Source organism: Clostridium sp. AF19-22AC (genome assembly GCF_003479085.1).
Lineage (GTDB): Bacteria > Bacillota > Clostridia > Lachnospirales > Lachnospiraceae > Faecalicatena_A > Faecalicatena_A orotica.
On the sequence record NZ_QUGN01000004.1, the window covers coordinates 271462 to 293270 of the forward strand.

15 protein-coding genes are annotated in these 21809 nt (G+C 35.5%); 10 read left to right on the plus strand and 5 right to left on the minus strand.

What is annotated here, in order from left to right; genetic code table 11:
* Nucleotides 1–4: 4 nt before the first annotated feature.
* Complete coding sequence (locus tag DWX43_RS06910) at nucleotides 5–1624, minus strand: response regulator (protein WP_182440642.1); 1620 nt, start codon at nucleotides 1622–1624, stop codon at nucleotides 5–7.
* A 695-nt stretch (nucleotides 1625–2319) separates the two neighbouring features.
* Here DWX43_RS06910 and DWX43_RS06915 point away from each other — a divergent pair.
* Nucleotides 2320–3912: a hypothetical protein gene (locus tag DWX43_RS06915; RefSeq protein WP_109731772.1), complete on the plus strand. Its 1593-nt coding sequence runs from the start codon at nucleotides 2320–2322 to the stop codon at nucleotides 3910–3912.
* A gap of 1462 nt (nucleotides 3913–5374) precedes the next feature.
* On the opposite strand, the gene DWX43_RS27535 is transcribed toward DWX43_RS06915, so the two are convergent.
* Nucleotides 5375–5503 (minus strand): hypothetical protein, encoded by a 129-nt coding sequence (locus DWX43_RS27535; RefSeq protein ID WP_278321112.1) that lies wholly within the window; start codon nucleotides 5501–5503, stop codon nucleotides 5375–5377.
* A 271-nt stretch (nucleotides 5504–5774) separates the two neighbouring features.
* Between DWX43_RS27535 and DWX43_RS06920 the strand changes: the two genes are divergently transcribed.
* From DWX43_RS06920 to DWX43_RS06935, 4 genes are all read left to right on the plus strand, one after another.
* A complete protein-coding gene (locus DWX43_RS06920) occupies nucleotides 5775–6704 on the plus strand; it encodes a hypothetical protein (RefSeq protein WP_147356291.1) in 930 nt (309 codons plus the stop codon).
* Nucleotides 6705–9461: 2757 nt separating this feature from the next.
* Nucleotides 9462–10322, plus strand: a complete 861-nt coding sequence (locus DWX43_RS06925) for a ParA family protein (protein ID WP_109731769.1) — start codon at nucleotides 9462–9464, stop codon at nucleotides 10320–10322.
* The gene (locus DWX43_RS06930; RefSeq protein WP_118619628.1) at nucleotides 10315–11358 is read left to right on the plus strand and encodes a ParB/RepB/Spo0J family partition protein; all 1044 of its coding nucleotides are present in this window, start codon (nucleotides 10315–10317) and stop codon (nucleotides 11356–11358) included. The genes DWX43_RS06925 and DWX43_RS06930 overlap by 8 nt, the downstream gene beginning before the upstream one ends.
* 1308 nt (nucleotides 11359–12666) lie before the next feature.
* The gene (locus DWX43_RS06935; RefSeq protein ID WP_118619630.1) at nucleotides 12667–13653 is read left to right on the plus strand and encodes a hypothetical protein; all 987 of its coding nucleotides are present in this window, start codon (nucleotides 12667–12669) and stop codon (nucleotides 13651–13653) included.
* A 65-nt stretch (nucleotides 13654–13718) separates the two neighbouring features.
* On the opposite strand, the gene mscL is transcribed toward DWX43_RS06935, so the two are convergent.
* On the minus strand, nucleotides 13719–14096 hold the full coding sequence (gene mscL / locus DWX43_RS06940; RefSeq protein WP_118619632.1) for a large conductance mechanosensitive channel protein MscL: 378 nt from the start codon (nucleotides 14094–14096) through the stop codon (nucleotides 13719–13721).
* Between the two features lie 394 nt (nucleotides 14097–14490).
* On the opposite strand from mscL, the gene DWX43_RS06950 reads away from it, so the two are divergent.
* The 5 genes from DWX43_RS06950 (at nucleotide 14491) to DWX43_RS06970 (ending at nucleotide 19889) form a co-directional block, all read left to right on the plus strand.
* Nucleotides 14491–15342 (plus strand): MBL fold metallo-hydrolase, encoded by an 852-nt coding sequence (locus DWX43_RS06950; RefSeq protein WP_118619636.1) that lies wholly within the window; start codon nucleotides 14491–14493, stop codon nucleotides 15340–15342.
* Between the two features lie 6 nt (nucleotides 15343–15348).
* Entirely contained in the window at nucleotides 15349–16203 is an 855-nt protein-coding gene (locus DWX43_RS06955) for an MBL fold metallo-hydrolase (RefSeq protein WP_118619638.1), read from the plus strand.
* Between the two features lie 96 nt (nucleotides 16204–16299).
* Nucleotides 16300–17661, plus strand: coding sequence for a glycoside-pentoside-hexuronide (GPH):cation symporter (locus DWX43_RS06960; protein ID WP_109731763.1), 1362 nt, complete (start codon nucleotides 16300–16302; stop codon nucleotides 17659–17661).
* A gap of 30 nt (nucleotides 17662–17691) precedes the next feature.
* Nucleotides 17692–18519, plus strand: a complete 828-nt coding sequence (locus DWX43_RS06965) for a ChbG/HpnK family deacetylase (RefSeq protein ID WP_182440643.1) — start codon at nucleotides 17692–17694, stop codon at nucleotides 18517–18519.
* A gap of 140 nt (nucleotides 18520–18659) precedes the next feature.
* The gene (locus DWX43_RS06970) at nucleotides 18660–19889 is read left to right on the plus strand and encodes an ROK family transcriptional regulator (RefSeq protein ID WP_118619642.1); all 1230 of its coding nucleotides are present in this window, start codon (nucleotides 18660–18662) and stop codon (nucleotides 19887–19889) included.
* 329 nt (nucleotides 19890–20218) lie between these two features.
* Here the strand turns inward: DWX43_RS06970 and DWX43_RS06975 are convergent, their stop codons facing one another.
* Together DWX43_RS06975 and DWX43_RS06980 are read right to left on the minus strand one after the other, a co-directional pair.
* Nucleotides 20219–20656 (minus strand): HEPN domain-containing protein, encoded by a 438-nt coding sequence (locus tag DWX43_RS06975; RefSeq protein ID WP_118619644.1) that lies wholly within the window; start codon nucleotides 20654–20656, stop codon nucleotides 20219–20221.
* Nucleotides 20641–20895 carry a nucleotidyltransferase domain-containing protein gene (locus DWX43_RS06980; protein ID WP_118619646.1) on the minus strand — a complete coding sequence of 85 codons (255 nt, stop codon included), beginning with the start codon at nucleotides 20893–20895 and terminating at the stop codon, nucleotides 20641–20643. Before DWX43_RS06980 ends, DWX43_RS06975 begins: the two co-directional genes overlap by 16 nt.
* Nucleotides 20896–21809 lie beyond the last annotated feature (914 nt).

Below are 21809 nucleotides of genomic sequence, written 5' to 3' on the forward strand. Positions count from 1 at the left end.
CTGCTCAGCCATATATCTTTCTGTAATCGGAGGGTTTGATCCCGACATATTTGCGAAACATTTTGCTGAAATATTTTGCATCATAATATCCGACTATTGATGCTATATTTACAATTGGCGTGTCCTCTGTGCGAAGTTTCTCTTTTGCCGCCTCGATCCTGCATTTATGCAGATAGTCAATGAAGTTCTCGTTTGTCTCTTTTTTAAATATATTCGAAAAATAAACAGGATTCAGACTCACCTGTTCAGCTACTGTTTCCAATGTTAATGCTTCATTATAGTGCTGTTCTATATAAGCCAGCGCCGCACGCACTGGTTTCTTTTTCTGATTGTTCTTTTTTTCTTCAAGTTTTTCCATAACAGGCAGGATTGCATTTAAAATAGTATTTTTGAGATCCGGCAATGTTATTGCATTATCTATTTGTTTCATTGTTCTGCTGTACAGACAGGAAATATTCTCAATTTCTCCTTGAACATACTGCTGTTTCTGAAAAAAGCTCTCCACAATGAAGCGGCTCAGTTCAACAACCTCCGCGGCATTGCATTTTCCCCCTGCCTGAAAAAACAGACTGTTTATATACTGCTTGAAATGATCTCTGTTCAATATTTCGAAATCCGCGGCAACAATTTCCTCAATCTCCTTTTTTTCTGACCCACACCACTTATTTTCCGGTATTTCCAGATTTTCATAGAAAATAACCTTATCCGTCCCTTCTGTCAGCCGAAAGCTGACAGCTGTCATTGATTCCTGAAACGCCTGGGGAAATTCTAAAAGCGATTCATGTTTTTTACTAACTCCTACTGTCAAGGTAAAGCCTATAAACAGGTCGGCAATGTTTTTCCCGTACTCATAGAATTTCCTGCATTTTTCATTGAACTGACTTTTATATGCCGTATCATAATAAAGCCCGATTAAAATCCGCTCTGCGTCTGTTTCTATAAACAGCTCTCTGCATTCTTTCTCGAATTCTTTTTTAAAAATAGTAATCAATTTTGTCTGAATAGAGGAGAGCCCTTCATAAATATCTTCTTTTTGCAGGATATCAATCTTGACCTCCATCGCCTGATATACCCCATCAAAGAAACGGATGCCATATTCTTCTTCCAGATTTTCGCTGTCTGCTAAAAAATTTTCTTTTGAAGTAAGCATTTGATGCAGGAACATCCGGCGGATATTTTCTTTGTCTCTCTTCTGATTGCGAATCAGCTTGTCCATTGCTTTTTTCCCATGCAGACTTTCTTCAAAAATCAGTGTTTTAATCCTATTGAGAGACTCATTCAATTCTTGTTCATTTATCGGTTTAAGCAGATAATCATCTACATTATTTTTCAATGCCTTGTGGGCATATTCAAACTGCCTGTATCCGCTGATAATAATAAATTTGCAGTCTAGCCCTTCCTTTTTTACCTTTTCTATCATTTCCAGGCCATTTAACTCCGGCATGCTGATATCTGTTATGACAATATCAGGTTTTGTATTCCTGATTTGTTTCATGAGTTCTTCCCCGTCATATGCCACTCCTGTAAGTTCAAGTCCCAGATCGTCCCAGTGAACACATTTTTTTACTACAACGCAGACCATTGGTTCATCATCTGCAATGATAACCCGTAACTTCTCAGACATACTCCAGTCCCCAGCCCTTCTTTTATATTTTGTAGAAAAATACATTTTTATAGTGTACTTTAATTTATGAACATACAAATTATAGCTCTGGAAACCTAGTTTATCTTCCTGTTATTTAGTTTCTTTTCATACAAATATGGTTATTACTTTTTTCGTTTGAAAAGTATAACAATATCTGTAATACATATTTTATCTTAAAGGGAAATAAGACTACAGCAGACAGTGATAGAACAATTATGGTGTCTTCTTTAACTCCTGATATCTATTCCATAGCAGACATATCAGAACATATTTGTAAATTTACCGCATAAATTGAAGGATATCTTGCATTATATGCAATTTCTATCGTATTAATAAGTTGTAAAATATATTATTTTGAATTTTTTCCTGCATTTTATACCTTAATATTTGTTTTTCAAGCTGATAAAAAAATTTATTTGAAACTAATTATAATATAAATTAAATATTTTTGTTTCTTTTTCATATTAATAATTTACTTGTATTTATTATTTTATCTGTAGTCATCTTTTGTATGTCAAAAATCCTGACAAATTTCCGGTTCCCCTCCAGCCAATTTCTTCTTCCTCTCCTTTCCTTATCTGAAATTCCTAAGAAAGTATCGTTTGCAAATACTATCTGCATGCTATATAATTAGAATTTAGATAATTATAACTATGACTATTGAGGTGAATCTAATGGTTGATACCACAAATGAAAGCCAGTATGAAAAATGTAAAAAAATGGCACACTTTATCCAGCCGAATATCCACCCCCACATCATGACCACCTATGAAAAGGTGATCAAGGAACGCCAGCCCGGTATATACATTTATAAGAACTATATACGTGATCTGGACCCTTCTGCTTCTAAAGCCCCTTTGTTGGAAGATATCATTGCAATGTCCACTTATATTGCTCTTTCCAAAGAAAGCATTGACCAGGCAATTAAGACATACCATGAAAACCGAAGAGTTTACAAAAGGAATTGGCTTAACAGCATAAAAGAAGAAATCACCTCTCCAGATAAGATGAAGCCAAAAAATCCACAGCTACTGCGGAAATTTGCAGAATCGAAACACATGATGGATGCCCTCGACCGGTCCAATCTGCAGGAACAGACAATCGAAGAAATTATGTTGGAAAAGTATGAGGAATTAGAGAACTGGAGAAGTGATACAACGGCTCCTATTACAGATTTTTACTTTCTTGGAAAGAAACCGGTCAAATCTATTTCCAATGGCTTTGTAAATGATATTACTTTTGAATCTCTTACGATCATTAAGAATTTATTTGGAGGGTCGATTGAAGGATTCAATGTAAAATATCCTACGAATATGTCAGAATATCCGGTCTTTAATTACAGGAGTTCCTGGCTGGATTTTGAGCCCGCCCTGATCGAGAATGAGCTGATCTTTCTAAATCAGTATGAATTTGAGGATGACGATAAGAATGTATTTGGAGATATTAAGGTACAGTATAGCCCTGAGCAGAAACTGCCCGCCACTACATCAAAAAAGGCTATATCCAGAATAGAAAAGGATTATCAGGTCGATTATTTAAAACAAAAGGAACTGGACATGAAGGATCATGAAATCATGACCCAGTTATTTAACCTGATTAATGGCGAAAACCTGAATGACCAGTATATAAGCTGTGATCTGCGGGATTTTGTAAGAAAGATATTTCATATAAAAGTACCCCGAAAAGTGCATTATGATGATGTAGAAAACAGATTAAAGAAACTTAAGAGTTTCGATTATACCATTACAGTGAAAAGTAAAGAAACTGGCGAAATCGTCGAAACAACGAGTCTTGGACTGCTAAACTATATTAATATCAACTACAAAGACAATATCCTGCAGTTTACACCTTCTGAGCAGTGGAAGCGTACCTATGTCCAGAAAAAATATATCAATATACTGGCCGATTCCTATACTACGATAGCCTCGACCCAGACAAAAGGTATTATGATGATCCTTCAGCAGGAGCGTCTGACAGAATACAGCAAGGGTTCGTCTTCCAAGACATTCAGCCTGAAGTTCTTCCGTGCCCATATGAAGCTGCAGCGTATTGGAAATGCTGCACTGATCAAAGAGCTGACCCACCATCTCTCTATACTGAAAAACGAACAGATTGTTGTAAAAGACTTTGATTTCATCAATAAAAATTCTGCACTGCATATCGAGTTTATGGATCTGGAAGACAAAGAATTGTTTGCTTATGAGTATAACACAAAAAATGCCCTGGAATCATCAGATGTAATTGATACAGATTTTAAAGAAATATAATCGTCTCTGCCCAATAATGCCGTGTACCCCCAAAAAATGCGTACAGCAGCCTACAGAGCCGCCAAAGGACCTAAATCTGCTTTATGATTTACGGTCCTTTTTTTCAATACTATTCTTGAATCCTTGCTTCAGACCCTTAAACCCATGATTTAGTCGCTATCTTTCCCTAAAAGCCACCTTAGGCCTATCTGGAATTCGTATATTCCCTCGTAAATTTAGTCGCTATCTCCCTGATGTCCTTTTCTACATTTAGTCGCTATCTTTGTTCAGTTTCGGTAAAATATACCGGCCAAGCTTGTTTTTCTGCGCCTATTATTTGCATTTAGTCCGTGATTTTGTGCGTATTTTTTTTATTTTACTTCATTCAACGTATTCAGTCCGCTTTTTTGTGCGTATTTTTTTATTGGAGAATATGTGTTAACTATCTCTCCTTTTCTCTTCTGCCCTGTTTTTTTATACCGAAGGAATAATTAGTCCGTAATTTTGTGCGTAATTTTTCAACGAATTTTTCCAACAGGCATCTGTTGCAGCTAATTTTGTCGCTATCTTTTTCAAAATTCTTGGTTTTCAATTTTGTCGCTATCTTTTCTTCATAGAATATATGACAACTGGATACCTTGCTTTGAAAGGCCTGAATATCATAATTTTTTTGGTTGAGCGAGGCTTGTATTCTATCTATTATCCATAATTAGTCCGCTTTTTTGTGCGTATTTTTTTATTTTATTCAATTTAGTGCGGAATATAGTGTGTTTTTTTTCGTTTTATAAAATTTAGTTCGCAATTTTGTGTGTGATTTTTTAAGTTTTTTAGTTTAGTCCGAGATTTTGTGCGCACATTTTTTATAAAAATATTTGGTCCGCTTTTTTGTGCGCGACTTTTCTAGATGAAAAATTTTTAAGATATTCATTTAATTTTTTATAACTTATTTAGTCCGCTTTTTTATGCGCGACTTTTTAACAATTATCAATTCTTAGTAATTTAGTCCGCTTTTTTGTGCGTATTTTTTTATTTTAACTAAGTAATTAAAATTTAGTACGTTATTTTATGCGTTATTTTTTTTTATTTTTTTTCTATTTTTTTTTCTCTTGTTTCCCCTATGTGCCAAATGCCCGTAACCCTTGTATTTTAGGCATTTTTTCTGAATTCTCCTTAGAAACTGTCTGAATTTACACAGGGAGAAAAACGCGTAATTTACGCAATTTTCCATATTTGGTTCGCTATTTTGTGCATGGTTTTCTAATTTTACAAATGCTCAAATATATAGTATATTAAAAAACATGGATAACCTAATTAAAAGTTGCAGCTTCTAATTAAACTATCCATGTCTTGAAATTATAATTTGTAGCTTTTCTCACCAGTTGAGCTACATGTTGCAACACCGACGAATCGTTAACATTATGAGGCTAATGTGAAACCAATTGCCGATACTGTGATAATATTATAGTCTATTTTATATTCTATTTCAAGTATTATTACACTTCTGGTCGATAATTGGTGTTATTGTTGTACCCGGATTTGCTTTTGCATATTCTGTCACAGCATATTGGCCGGACGGGGTGATGAACTTGGAATTGTCAAAATACGCACGCATCGGTAAAGCTCCTCTTATAAAAGCTATTGGAGTACAGGAAAATCATAAAGAAACTTATTATACGGAAAGCCAGGAGCTGGATCGGACAGCATCTGGCTGTTTTGCGTGTCCGAATTACAAGAATATTGATTTCTATGAATATATGCCTGCAGAAATTCAAAAAGAAGCCTGTAATAACTGCAAAAATTGCCCTCATGCCGTATATAAGACTATAACTCATGAGCATGTAAAGTATATAAATGAACGGAATATGTACGGAAACGCCCCCAGATTGAAAGCTATTGCACTGAAACTCCTTGTAATCTATCATTTTTCCTGCCCGGACGAACGTGGTTTTGTGCGCAGCCAGTCTCCTAAAGAACTGGCCTCTTATTTAGGTTGTACGGTTCGCTCCATTAAGAATGCTAACCGTAAACTGGAGAATTATGGATACATTATGTACTGCAATGACGGCTCTAAAAACCGTTTTCATGTTATTCTTTCAGAATACACTACTTATGCACTGAGCGCCAAAGAAGGCGGACGCGGTTATGCAACTTTTAACCGCTGTTTTCTGGACGAGTTGGTCAAATTGCAGGATCTGAATCAACTGCGTGTTTTCTTACGTGCAGCCTTGGATATGGATACAAATCGTAATCCGGAGCGTGAATTGATACAGGAAAACCAATATTCCTTCCTTCGCAGCTTCCTGCCTCGTTATTGTAAGCCTAATATCATTAAAAAAGCCTTATCTGCCGCCTCTAACCTCTTTCAGGTTGCTTTTGGAGAAGACGTTATTGCTTTAAAAATGAATCCAGAATGCCACGGCCGGCGTGATTTTGAGAAAAATAATAAGGAAAACACCGATATTATCAAGAAATACATAGAAAAATTAGATTCCGTAATGAAACATGCCAATGCTGCAATTATGAAGAAACAGACTGTTACAGAGGACGATCTTGATGCATTAAAGCAGGCGGGTATCCAGAGCCGTGCCGGTTCTCTCCGTAAGCTGTATGTTCCTTTTAATCTGACTGACGATGATCTAAAGGACCTTGGCTGTCTGGGCAGTACATATTCTGTAGAATCAGTGCTTGAATGTATTGGATATGTCTACGAACAGTATCAAAGTAAGTTTAAAATGAGCAGTATTGGAGCTCTGATCCGTACTATCTTAAAAGAAAACAATTCACAAACTGAACTTTTTTATGCTTTTAGCTAAAAAAAGGGGGTTTTTTTGCGCTTTTTTTCAATTATATGGCCTTTTCCTATTTCTAACATCTATTTTGCACCTTAAATATTTGTTTTTTAATTAAAAAAGTTATATTACTGTGAATATACTATATTTTTTTATAATTTATGCGGAAAAAAATCATCCACACCTGTACTTTATCATCCTCATTGGAAAAAGAACATCTACACTTTAAAAAATTCATCACCATGCAAACATTTTCGTCCACACATAGAAGAAAGCATTCCTTCAAATTTTCATTTTTTCCAGTAATATCAAGGGATTGCGGCGATTTGATTTATCAATTATATCTTTTTAATTATATTATATAACTCTATCTATAAATATATGTATATAGAAGACCTCTTCTTTTCTTCTACACATTCTTTAATAAATAACTATAATTTATTAAGATAAAAATGATTATTAAATGAGAAAGTATTTTGTTATTTTTCTGAATACTTAGTAACATGTATATGTAGATAATGTTAAAAATACTGTTTATAGTATAGCATATTATAGACAGTATGAACAGAATAAATTTACAATATTTAGATCCTATAAAATATTAATTTATTTATTATTTTCTGAAAGTTTATATCTTAAACAAGTATTTATTATCTTATGACGCATTTGTAAAAGGAATACTTATAGCTGACGAGAATAAATATCATTTTAATCATTTTGAGTATAATAAAATTGAGTTTTAAATTTATACTGATATGTAAGTGTAATATTTTACTTTCTACAGTAACAAATTAAAGTCTGGATTTCTGAAACTTGATGAGTTGTATAAAGGTTAAAGACCTCGTAATCTGGTACTTTACAAATTTATTTCTGACAATTTGCTCCATTATTTTCGAATTATAATAGAGTACAGACCTTTGGTAAATTTGCTTTTATTAGTTTATACTTGTTTTTAAACTAGATCTTGTTACTTATACTTGAAATAATTAGATCATATTAAGTCACTATAAACTTTTATAAAAGTAGTTGTTATTTTTTCGGATGGGAGTATCAGCTTATTTTTTTCCATAATCTTATTTATAATGTATGAAGATCATAAAAATTTTATTAGAGTTTTATGATCTTATATTTCCAAAGTATATTAAAAAATAAATTAAAAATACAATAAATACTTTTAATAGTAAATATATTTAGAATATAGTATAAAAGAATAAGATATAAGTACATTTAATTTAGTTTATTAGCTTGTAATATATGTTATATTGTAAGCTATTTGTAGATTTTATTGAATACTGGTGGTGGAAATTTTTTAGAAGTGATTTATTACAATTGCTTTATTATATTATATCTATTAATTAAAATAATTACTTCCTCAATTTATTCTACACTTATATATATTTACATTCTTTATATTGCCGTATAAAACTATTTTATTACTTGTCTTCTCTCTTAACTATTGTTATATTATCGCAAATTGTGAATGTCAAAAATTGATTTTTTATACATATAGTTGATTTATGAATAAAACTAATTGTGCTTATGGAAAAGTAGGGGGGATTATGTATCAATCTAATTACTTTTATTTACTATAAGTATATATTGTGATTTGATTAATGAATTTTTATTTATTAAGAACTTATTTATGATATAATAAAATGAAAATTATAATAATGGATTAAATGATGAACCTCACCGTGAGGTTTTATGGTTTAAAAGAGATCAATTGTTATATTATACACTTATAAAATACTGTAAAGATATTAGATATGTTATTTGATTTTCATCATTCTTTTATAAACAAAAATAACTTTCTATTTTTTATAGAATATAAAACAGAAAAATGTATAAAATAGTTAACAAATTTACTTTTATAAATAATATATTGACATAAGGCATATTATTATATGGAATAATAAAGTATAGAAAAGTTTTAAACTATAATATATAAGAAATGTAGTTAATATTTTTTATTAGCTAGAATAATGTGAAGAAGATAAAAATCAGAACCTCACCGTGAGGTTCTGATTTTTACAGTATTAACTAATATAGCAATATAATGAATATTAAATAACAGTTTATAGTACCTATATATAACAACAAACAAATTTAATGAATAAAAAATTAAGACTTACAGTTTAAATTATTTTATAAAATATTAAATGCAAATAATAAAAAATAAAGTTAATAGATGTAATTCATTACGTTTTAAATCTAGTATAATCACGTATTTAATAACAGTACAATCAAAAATATTCAAATTAGTGTTAATATATAATATATACATATTATTTCCTTTCTAATACAATAATAAATGAGTTATGTATATTCAAAATAAAAGTCGAAACCTCACCGTGAGGTTCCACTTTTATTTTGAATATATTATTATATCTATTATGGCTCTAATAGTGATCTGAATTAAGTTTATATGAACTGGCACTAATTATAAATAGAAACAAAGATTTGCCGCAGAATAGCTATATTTATATAATTACACTAGAAAGAATATAAATATAGCTATTGACATAAAATACTGTATACAATATACACTAATTCCGATTTGAATATTTAAATATATGTTATAAAATCATTACTGCATAATAAATACTCGTAAAGTAATAATTTTAAGCTGTTACTTTATATTTAAACTTTTCAATAAATAATAAAAATAATTATTTATTGAAATATCTATAGATATGTGTCATAATAAAAAAAGCTACTGAATTAATAGAAATAAAACGAAAAACCTCACCGTGAGGTTCACGTACAAAAGGAGGCTGTGTTGTGGCATATGTAATAGGCGATTATAACAGAAAAGGTGGCGTAGGAAAGACTAGCTCAATTATTAATATCGCAGCTCAATTCGCATTAGATGGTAAAAAGGTGCTTTTAGTTGATGGCGACTCTCAAATGAACCTGACTCAATTTTTCTTTGAGGGAAATGAAGAGGTTTTTGATGATAATGGGGAGATGCGCGAAGGTATTGAAACATTATACGAGATTCTGGAGCAAGATCTGAATATTTTTAATCATATTAAGAGCCTTGAGTTCAGCGCAAGAAGAAAATGGAGGAATAAATTTCGAAAAATAAGTTTAAAACTCGATATTGTATTAGGCAGCGGCGATATGGACTACTATGGACCGGAGAATATAGATATTCTTAAGGAAAAGCTGAAATTAGCAGGAGAAGAATACGATTATATCTTTATAGATTTTCCTCCGGCTCATAACGTTCTGACAATGATGTACCTGATAGCCTGCGATTATATTATTGTACCGCTTCATTTGGCGAAAGGATCAAGTATACATGGGTATAAAGACGTAATCGGAAGATGCAGGGAAGCTCGTGAGGAGTATGGAAACCGTGATTTAGGCGTTTTGGGACTCTTTTATATTAATACGCAGCTATATAAGTCTGATCAAAGTATTTTATACGAGGAAAGTATGGAAGAAGAGACTAAAAATGCTATGAGACTGTTTACTACAACAATACGTCATGATTATGCATCCATGCAGACAAGCGAAAACATGCAAGAACCTTTATGCATATGCAGTGGAAGCAGTGAAATCACAAAAGACTATAAAACACTTGTAAAAGAAATGGAAAAAAGGATAAAAGAGGAAAGGGGTAAGGCAAATGGCTAAAAAAAGTTTGGCAAATCAGACGTTAAAGAAAAAAAGTATGCTGCATAAGGTTGCCAATCTTTCTGGGGAGTTCCAGCATGAAGTAACACAGGAAATGGTTGAGGAATCAAAGGTTTCTGAACTGCCTGAAGATGTAAAAAAAGGAATTCAATATCTACCTGACGAAAAATTGTTGGATGATCCATTAAATAAAGAGTATTATAGCGATCTGGAAGTTGAACAATTATCACTCACGATGAAAAAGTATGGTTTTCAAGGTGTAATACTGGCTTATCCATGCGGTGATGATACATATATGATTGAATCTGGTCATCGCAGACGTTTGGCCGGACGACAGGCTGGTCTTACAGAATTCCCGGTTCTTCTTACAGAACCCCCAAAACATTTATGGGAAAGAAGAATCCGATTATTAGGAGCGAACCTTCATGGAAGAGGCGAGGGAAGCCCTCTTGAAAAGGCCCGTATTGCCCAGGGATTATATGAATCCCATAAAGATGAAATTGAATTTAAAAGGAAAGAGAATCTACTAACAGACAATGAAATTACAGCATTAAATCAATTGGTAGCACTCGACATGGAACTTACAGATAAAACAGTAGAAAAATACCGAAGATTACTGAATTTAATACCGGAGCTCCAAAGTATGGCGGATTCAGGGAAGTATCCGTGGTCCTATCTTGCAGAAGCCAGCAATTTAAGTGATGAAAAGCAAAACGAACTTGTGAGGCTGATTCTGGAAAGAGAAGAAAAGGGAGGAAATAGTGCTTCAAACGCCTGGATCAAGAATATTATCAGTAAGTTAAAACTAAATCAAATGGCTGAAAGCGCAGAAGAGATAACAGAGGAAAAGAGTGTAAGCAGGGTAAGAAGAAAAAATGGTACAAAAGTAGTTATTAAGAGCGCAAAAGAACTGCATGAAGTGCTCGACAAAGATGCATTGTTTAAGAAAGCTGAATTACCTGTGGTTATTGATACGCTCGAGAGCCTCAAAAAGAGTATTGAAGCTAAAATCGATGAACTAAGTAATAAAATCTAAAACCTCACCGTGAGGTTTTGAGAGGATAGTATTTGTCTATCCTCTTTTTTGTTACAAAAATTCAAATTTAAAATAATTCGTTCAGTATATTTTCTTTTTAAAAAAGTAAGAAATCGACTTTATTATTAAAACTAATGAAGCTTGAGATCAACAATAAAGTAAATTTTGTGATTTGGCTAGTAACGTTATGAAAATGGAAAAGAATAGCAGGAGATAAAACAAGTAGGTAGAAGACAAGCTGACTGAATAATTTTCATAAGAACCTCACGGTGAGGTTCTTATGAAATCAAAATAAGTGTTAAAATAATTAAAAATTTATTATAATAAAAGGTAAGAACAAATATAAAAGAGAAATTTATTTGATTAGAGAAAAACAAACTAAAATTAATAAAGAAATTATAAAGGTAGATTCTAACTCGATCAAACTGAATTAGCATTTTTTCAAAATAGAAATATATGCTAATATAATGGTAATATTATCTACTATAAATTTACTCTTACCATGAAATTGAAAGGAAGAATATAATATCAATATTTGATTTAAATAAGACAATTACATTTCTGAGCAGATTTCATTATAATTATCACTTTTTTACCAACTGTTAAAAGTGCAATTTATTAACATAAAATCATCTTATAGTGAAATTTCCTGAAATATGAAATCGTAAAAATGAAATATGACAGAAAGTGACTTTTAAATGTTTTGGTGAAAATTCCTGCCAGTAAAAGATTTTTTGCAGTAAAGTAGGGGTGGTATTCAATCATATGCGACTGGCCGTTAAAATAAAAAACTATAAATAATGCAATTTTATAAAATTCAAATTAATAAACAGGCGCATTATTTATAATTGCAGAGTATTTGAAAAATATCCAGACTCAAGAAATCATATATACACAGTGAAATCAACACTTAATGTAAAAGCAGAGCTGCTCCACATTTCTGAAGACTTCACAAATAAAATGTTATATAGAAGGCAGACATAAAAAATAAAGTTTTAAATAAACTTAAAATAAGATTTAATGAATTTAATAATTAAATTATTATAATAACATAGCAAAAATGCTATAACAACAAAAAATAATCGCAGAATTGCAATCGAGAAAGCAACAGAAATAAGATGAAATTTAGGGCAAAAATTAGCAGTAAAATACTAAAAAATTAAAAAATTAATTAAATTAAAAAAATACAAAAATTGTAGTACGTACGTATTACTTTGTAATGTATTACAATAAAATATGGAAATTTAATTGAGTATCATCTATAATAGATTTAGAAGAAATGATTACATATAAATTAGGAGGAAAAATATGAAGGAATTTCAGGAAGGCAGAAAATCAAAGGACCTTACGCCAAAATCTTTTAGAATAGATGATAACACAGCAGAAAAAATAAGAGAAATAACAGGAGAACTTGGTACAGGTGCAAATACACAGGAAGCGTTTGCCAGAATGATTGAGGCATATGAGATTCAAAAAGCAAAATTTGCACTCGGTAAAGACAGTGAATCAGTAGAGGAGTTTGAGGCACATGTAAATATACTGTCACGTCTCTTTATGGGAATGGTAGAAAAAAAACAGATGCTGTCAGCAACCATACGAACAGAATATGAGGCTATGCTTACATCTAAGGAAAAAACCATTCAAGGCTTGCAGGAGGAGATGGAATCCCTGACGGAATCAACTAACGCAGCTCTATCCGAAAAAAGACTGCTCCGGGAGGAAAATACAAGATTGGGTGAAGAGATAAAGGAGCTTCAGAATAAAGTATTAGAACAGCAGAGTGATTTCTGGGACAAGCTGGCTGACAAGGATGCTCTGAATCAGACGTTGAATGATTCCTGCATCGAACTGCGGGAAAAGAATGAACAGATGAAGGCTGCAGTTTCAGATGCAGAAAGCAGCCTGAAGGAAAAAGAGAATCTGGTTACTGTTGTAAGTGATCTGGAAAGAAAGATACAGGAATTAAAGAGCCAGATTGAAAGCAGGAAAAAAGAGGCGGCTCTTGAAAAGGAACAAGCATTGCTAGAGCAGCAGAGACAATTTGATGGAAAGTTATCACTGTTGGATGAAGAATTTCAAAAACTGGAAACAGCTATGGAAAAGCAGAAAGATGAAAATGAAAGAACAAAAGATAAGTTACAGTTAGAGATGGATAAGAAATTAATGGAGACTAACAGGCAGTTCACTGAAGCAATGGAAGAAGTTAAGAAAAAGGCACAAAATGAGATTGACTTATATCAGGAAAAATATCTGAAGCTGTTAGAACGGATGAGTAAAGAACGAGAAAATCTATAATAGAAAGCTTTAAGGAGAGAGAGTCTTGGGCTCCCCCTCTCCTTAAAGTAAAAGTTTCGTATAGTCTATACTTCTGATGTACAATGTGCACAGCGCGTTGCGTCCAACGGAATCTCGCTCTTGCAATAAGGGCAGATTTTAGTCGTAGGAGCTGTTTCTTCTACTTTTTTTCCTAGGCTTGCTGCCTTATTAAGTGCTTTCATCATACAAAACAGAATAAATGCCATTATGATAAAGTTTACCACTGCAGAGGCAAACGAAGAGGCAAATCCTAATATATCGTTGGCCGTGTAACTTGTCTGGCCGGTTATAAAATTAAGTACTGGATTGATGAAATTATCCGTGAGTGAAGTTACAATTCCGGAAAAGGCACCGCCAATAATGATACCAACTGCCATATCCATCACATTTCCGCGAAGTGCGAAGTTCTTAAATTCCTGCATAAATTTTTTCCTATTGTTAATAAATCTAACATAACATAAATATTCTTTTTATTCTAGAAGAGTGGACTATTTTGGAAAGTTAAAATAGTTTTCGGTCCAGGTCAGGTTCATTCTAATCTCTTTTATTTTATCTACTTTATTTTTAATTATCAAGCCGGCTGTGTTATCAGTATATTTTTCCACCGGAGAAAATGTATTCGAAAGCCAGATTGGACCACTGCTATTGGGTGGCATTGTAATAATATATAAAAATGCAATTGAAATATTGTTAAAGATTACCGAAAAAACATATGTAATCAAATATGTTATTGACAAAAAGAGATGTAAAAACTATTATGATATCAAGTTATGAAACATTATTACAAAACTAAAAATCATAACGAAGAAAGGAGCTATGATGGAACTATTTACATCAGAATTAGTGGATGACCAAGTGATCCGGATCAGTGATATAACGGGAGTATTCGTTTATCTGGTACTGGGAAGTGAAAGAGCATTATTGATCGACACAGGCTGCGGGATCGGGGATATAAGGGCGTATGTTGAAAGCCTGACGAACCTGCCTGTAACAGTAGTCTGTACACATGGTCATATGGACCATGCAGGAGGAGCAGACCAATTTGAAGAAGTGTATTTGAATCATGCAGACTGGGAGTTATCGATCACACATTGTTCCATAGATAACCGGAAGGAATACGCCGATATAATGCGTGGTATATTACATCCGGAAATCACTTCGGAGCAAATGGAGTCCTTGTCCTATAGTAAAATAAGGACAAAAGATTATCAGGATCTAAGAAACAATATGGAATTTGACCTCGGGGGGATTACGGTTCAGCCGATTCCTCTGCCGGGACATACGCTGGGAAGTATGTGTATGCTGCTTAGGGAGAAAAGGGTCCTGCTGACAGGGGATGCCTGCAACCCAAGTGTTTTCTTATTTGACCGGGAAGCACTTTCTGTTGAAGAATACAGGAAAAATCTGGTCAGGTTTTTGAAATATGAAGAATTCTATGACAAAATCTGGATTTCTCATGGAGATGGAAAACCGATGCCGAAGAGACTTTTACAGGAATGTATCGGCGTCTGCGACTCCATCATCAACGGGGCTGATGACAGTATTGATTTTCAGTTCATGGGGATTACATGCAAATCTGCATTTGAGATGTTTCCGAACCAATTAAGGAAAGACGGAGGGCTGGCAAATATTATTTACAATCCGCAGAAGATCAGAAGAGGGAGATAGAAAACGATGATTCGGGAAAATGTAACGGAACAAGGAAATATATATGGGAAGTGGCAGATTACAGAGGATACATGGTGTATCACGGACGGCTGGCATAATTTTGTTTATCTGCTGATCGGGGAAGAAAAGGCTTTGCTGATTGATTCCTGCAGCGGTGAGGGCAATATAAGGGCCGTAGTCGAGGGAATTACAGAAAAACCAGTTATGGTACTAAATACGCACGGGCATTTTGACCATACAGGAGGCAACTCATGCTGGCCGGAAGCGTGGATGACAAAAGAGGCGGCAGTACACGCAAAAGAGCCATTCGGGCCAATGCATGAAAAATGGTTCCGTTCGAAGCCATATCAGGATTACAAAATACATTATATTGAAAACGGTCAAAGGATTGACTTAGGACAGAAAATTGTGGAGATCATTTCAATCCCCGCCCACAGTGAAGGAAGCGTTGCAGTACTTGATAAGAATACACGGTTTCTGTTTACAGGGGATGAGATAGAAAGCGGTCAGGTAATCTGGATTGTTAGAAACCAGTCCGTTTCACTGAAAGAGCTGGCGCAGATGCACAAAATGAACATGGAAAAACTGTTGGAATTCAGGCAAGATTATGATTACATCTGGCCTGCACATAATGGTGTTCCACTCTATCCTGACAAGTATATACAGGATTTTATAGAATTAGACAAGCTAATCATAGAAGGCAGACAGCAGGTGATGGAGGATACGGCAGGATTCGGGTTTCCCGCAGATAATCAGACGACAGTGAATCCATTTCAGGATTATGGAAAATTATGCCGTACGCAGTATGGAACTGCGTCTGTGATTTATTCGGAATCTTCCGTAGTTTATCATAATAAGTAAAAGGATAATAGTGTTTGTGGGTTATGAACAGTTGCAGTAATATCAGGAAATGATGGAACTTGAAGAAAATGTTTAAAAGAAACAGGGGGATTTTATATGGAACATAATAAAACGTATACGGAGAATATAACGCTGGTAGAAAAAATTGCTCTGATGCTTGGCGGTATGGGAGGGGTACCACTTTTTGCAATTATTTCGGGATTTCTTACATACTTTTACACGAATGTTATCGGCTTGAATGCGGGTGTAGTCGGAGCAATTATTTTAGTATCAAAGGTATTTGACGGTGTATCCGACTTGATTTTCGGCAATATTATTGATAAGACAAGGACAAAATACGGGGTCTGCAGACCGTGGGTTATGCGGATTGCTTTCTTCGGGGCAATTGGCATTCTGGCGTTGTTTACGGTGCCTGACATTGGAACAACAGGGCAGTTTATCTATGTTTTTATCAGCTATAACTTATCACAGACTGTTATCTATACTATCATGCAGTTGTCTGTCATCAGTCTTCCGACCTATATGACCCGTGATACTGTCCAGAGAACCGGTCTTTTTGTCTGGGGCAGTATTGGCCAGAGTATTATGACAATCATCATCACGAGCGTCACATTGAGCCTGGTTTCGGCTTTTGGCGGCGGCCAGAAAGCATGGATCATGGCGGGATGTATTTATGCAGTCATGAGTGCGGTCTTCTTATTTGTAACAGGCTGGGTATGTATAGAGAGAGTAAACCCAGATGAGATTGCCGGAAAAGAAGCAAAAGTTCCTTTCCTGACCGTGTTGAAGAGTATTTTAAAAAACAAATACTGGTTTGAAGTACTTGGCATTGTAGTAGTAGGAGCGGGGGTTTATGCGTCGAGCCTGCAGATGCACACGTATTATGCACAATATATTCTGGGAGACATCAATATTGCCAGCATATTAAATATGGCATATACGATTCCACTGCTGGTTGTCGGGTTCTTACTTCTGCCGCTTAGCCAGCATGTGGGTAAAAAGACTATTATGCTTACCGGAATCGGTATCCAGCTTCTTGGATGTATCTTGATTATTATTGTTCCCAGAGTGCTTCCGGTGCTGATACTGGCAACTGTTATGAAGAGTATCGGGCAGAGCTGCGCGGCAACGATGTACCAGCCTATGCTCGGTGATGCGATTGAATATGGGCAGTGGAAAACAGGCATCAGGAGTCAGGCGGCAATGATGGGGGCAAACGGGGCAGGACAGAAGATCGGGCAGGGCCTTGTTTCAGCAGTACTTGGAGGTGTTATGGCTATGGCCGGCTTTAATGGAACCGCGGCGGTCCAGTCTTCTCAGGCAATCGGAAGTGTGTCGGGATTATTCCTTTTTATCCCGCTCGCATTTACAGTAATAGAATTTATCATTGCATATCTATATGATCTGGACAAACATTTTAGCAGTATTATGAAGGACCTTCAGGAGAGAAACAAATAGGCAGTATCAGTCATGTGGAAAGGGGATAAAATGAAGTATCTAATTACAAGAGCAGATGATTTCGGAAGTGCACTGTCAGCGAATCATGCAATGATTCAGGCAGTCGAATATGGAAACTATATAAAAAATGTTTCCTGTATGGTGGCGGCACCTAGGATAGAAGAGGGATTGGACAGACTGATTGGGTTGAAAAAGAAAAAAGAATTTTGCATTGGCCTGCATGCGGTATTGAATAGTGAATGGGAGAGTATACACTATAAAAGCGTGCTGCCCCCTGAAACAATCCCTTCTCTAGTCGATTCAAACGGAATCTTTGCGTTCCATCCGATGATGTTTCAGGAGAAAATGCCGGATGTGGGGGAAGCGGTTCATGAAATTTCAGCCCAGTTGGATAAACTGGCAAAACTAGGGGTATGTGCAGACTATGTAGATACACATATGCTGCCGGAGGCGGCTGTGCCGGGGCTGATGGATGCACTTTCAGAATTTATAAAATCGAAGGGACTGATTGACCAGAGATATTTCTATACGTTTCCGACGGCCCACCAGCCGGAATTAAACGGCAGAGCAGCGCCGGAAGAGGATTTGGCAGCATACAGGGGATGGTTCCAAACGTTTGAGGAGGAAAAACAGTATATCGATATCCTGCATCCTGCTTTCTATTCAGAAGAAACGGAATTATTCTGCAACAGTGTGCTAACAGGAAACCAGACTGCAAAGACGAGAGACGCAGAACAGAGAGTTATAAACAGCTGGGTTCTGGAAGAATACTGTGAGCGGATGGATATCAAACTGTTAAAATATACAGAAGCGGTACCACAGGGAGATACTACGATGGAGGCTGTAAAATACTTCTAATATAAAAGGGAGCACTCTGGTTTACAAATTTACCTGTAAACCAGAGTGCTCCTTTTTAGTATAGCGTTTTTTCCCAGTCTGGTTTATAATTAGTTATGAAAATATGTTATAAAACTAATAAATGGAAAGGAACATAGCCAATGGGAGAGAAAAGAAGAGCAGCATTACCATCCAACTTAAGACGTAAGAATTATTTATCCATATTGAATATATTCCGTACCGGCAAGGCTTTGTCGGCAAATGACATTTCGTACCAGACAGGGATCAGCCGTGCCACGGTGATGAAAGCCATTAACAGCTTTATTTCCAAGGGGCTTGTGGAATCCGCAGGAAAAGGGGATTCCACGGAAATTGGAGGAAAGAAGCCGGAGCTGTTTCGATTCTGTATGAATAGATATCTGCTCTGTATTGGATTGTGGAGTACGGAAATGGTTGTTGCACTGTATGACCTGACAAACACACTGATTGCACAGAAAACTGCAAATTATAATATGAAAGACGATGTCCATACATTTCTTGATACGATTCAGAGAGTAGCGGAGAACCTGCTGAATGAGGTGAACAGCGAAAGTGAACTGCTATATGGAGTCAGCCTTTGTCTTGGAGGCTATCTGGATGAAGAGACCGGAGTCCTCCAGTATTCGATCCTGACGCCTGAATGGGGGAAAAAGGTCCCTCTGAGGCAGCTGCTTTCCGAGCGATTTCCAAATGCCGAGATTACAGTGGATAATGTGGCACGAATGTCAGCCTGTGCGGCGGTTCTGGATAATCCGGAGTATCTGGATAAAAGGGTCGCGACCATTTATACGGACATCGGTGTGTCGGCCTGCTACATTAATCGGGGGCATGTAGAACATGGTGCCCGTTCACTGATCGGCGAAATCGGTCTGACTGCAGTGGCACTCAATAGTGCAAAGGCATATGAATCAACGGCACCGGCCCTGTTTTCCACACTTATAAACGATCATACAATCTGTGGGGAAATACTGGAAAACAAGGAGAAACTCAAGACGAGTGTCCTGAGCAGGTATCAGGATGACCTGAGAATAGAGCATGTATTTAAATCCGCGGAAGAAGGCGATTCATTTGCAAAAGAGACCGTTCGGAAAACCGCATGGCTGTTTTCTGCTGTACTAAACAATATGATTGTAAACTTTGATCCGGATTGTGTTATCATGCAGGGAACATACTCTCGGGCCGGCGAGTGGTTTGACCAGTGCCTGAGGGAGGGGCTGGAATGCTTCAGCCGGATGACGTCAGCGTCCGGACTGGAAATCATATATGATCAAAGATCCCTGATATCCCTCCAGATGAGCGGGATGACAAAGGTGATGAGCAGAAAATTTTTCTCATCTGAGGAGTGGCTGTGACCAGCGTGAAAGCAATTATATTTTTACTCGCCATTGTAATCACAAGAGTTTTACTACACACATTGATAATTATGAGTATTACTACATAGATTCCGGAATCTGGCCATTGATAATCAGAGGATCCCGTTTTATCTTGAAAGGAGATAGGATTGCAGGGATGCGGAAGGGAATGAACTATTATGGACTATATAAATCAGGAACACCTGCAAAAGCAAGAGAACTTTTTGGCAGATAATAGATCAGGCCCCTGCCCGTCGCTTATGTCTCTATAACAAAGAAGCGGCGGACAGAGGCTTGGTTTAATTAAATATCAAAGGTATCTAGTTGCTTCAGACTGTCCTTTTTTTCTTCATTTTTCGATCATTCTGTTCGAGCAGAACCGTTACTTTTTGCGCTAGATCTTCTGTGAGGCGCAGACATTCCAGAGCATCGTCTTTATTAACTTCAACGAAGTTATCACCGGGAGCTTTGGCATCAAAATATAAGCTGCTTAGCCAATTCATGTCTTTAGTGGAAAGAGGCAAGTCTGAATAAATTTCTTTTAGCTTATTGGTAATTGCACGGAGGTTATGAGAATGCAGTAATCCTAAAGCTTCTTCTGAAAAGGTGATTTCAAGAACTGCTTTTAAATATTTTTCTGCGGACTGTGCACAAAGGGCGGCAACACCGTTATAGTTACCAAGCTGTTCGCCGACTTGCATTCCTGCCTTGGCAAAGCAGTAATCATTGTAGGCCATACCATAATATGAATTTATTTTTGTCTCCATAATATAATCCCTTCCTTTTTTATTTGAGATATGAAAAGACAATCAGATTCGCGGAAAATATTTAAATCGTAAAAAACCAAATCAATGTCACTTTTTACGGTTTGTTCCATTCTGGCATAGCTGCCGAATAAAACAATGTATTCCAGTTTGGGAATCTTTCTTACTAAATATTCAACTTTTTCTCTTATAAGATATTGTATAGAGCTGTCTAAAAAGGTCATATTTTCATCAATTTTCATATTTGTTATCCTAAATTTATTTTATAAAGTTTACCGGGGATGAGATACTGCGTTATTATAGCATATTTAATATGGTTAAAACAATCATGTGTCAGATGAAGATTTAGCATGAAGATTCAGTATTTAAACAATAAAGGTTAAAGATTCTGCCCGCAGGGCCTGAGTTACGGGATATACTTTGAGTATAAGTAATATAACAGGTATAATCAAACCTCTTCTTTATATAAACGTAACTCCATCTGTTACTAATAAAATGGTGATTGTGGGGGATATCACCTTCCAGATGGTCACTTCAGACCATTTGAATATCTTGATACTCTGTTTTCATGGATAGAATTTCTATGAGCAGATTTAAGGATAAATGATTATATTGTTCTTCCGGTTAGTGTCACATACGAAGAAAACTTTCGTCTAGTGCACCTCAAGTTTATACGAGACGGTAAGGTAAATGGTAGTCTTTTTATTTTTTAGTTATGATTTAATCCCATATACTGTAGAGCGGATCTTCCTTCATGTGTGATTACATGGATTTGGATTGAAAAATGTATGCACTGCTATTTACGAAAGAAAACGTTACACTTGCAAAAGCAAGTCTCATCACCAACGGAGATTTTCATTGGCATGCTTTGTAAAGCGGTGGTACTGCAGTCCGAACTCTTCCTGCTCCAGATACTAAATATAAGGGTCTATTTCTGGATCAAGGAAATAAATTCCCCACTCATGTTCCTCCGTTTTTTCAACAATCACATCCTCGGAGAACCGTCCGGTATCTTCCAAAGAATTCCTCAGCTTAAATATTTCAGCTAAGTAACATTAGGTAAACGATAGCTCAATGTGTTTTCTAAACATTAATCGGATTCTCCGGGGGCAATTGTTTATATATTACCCCCCGGATAGGATCAGTCTTGTGGAAT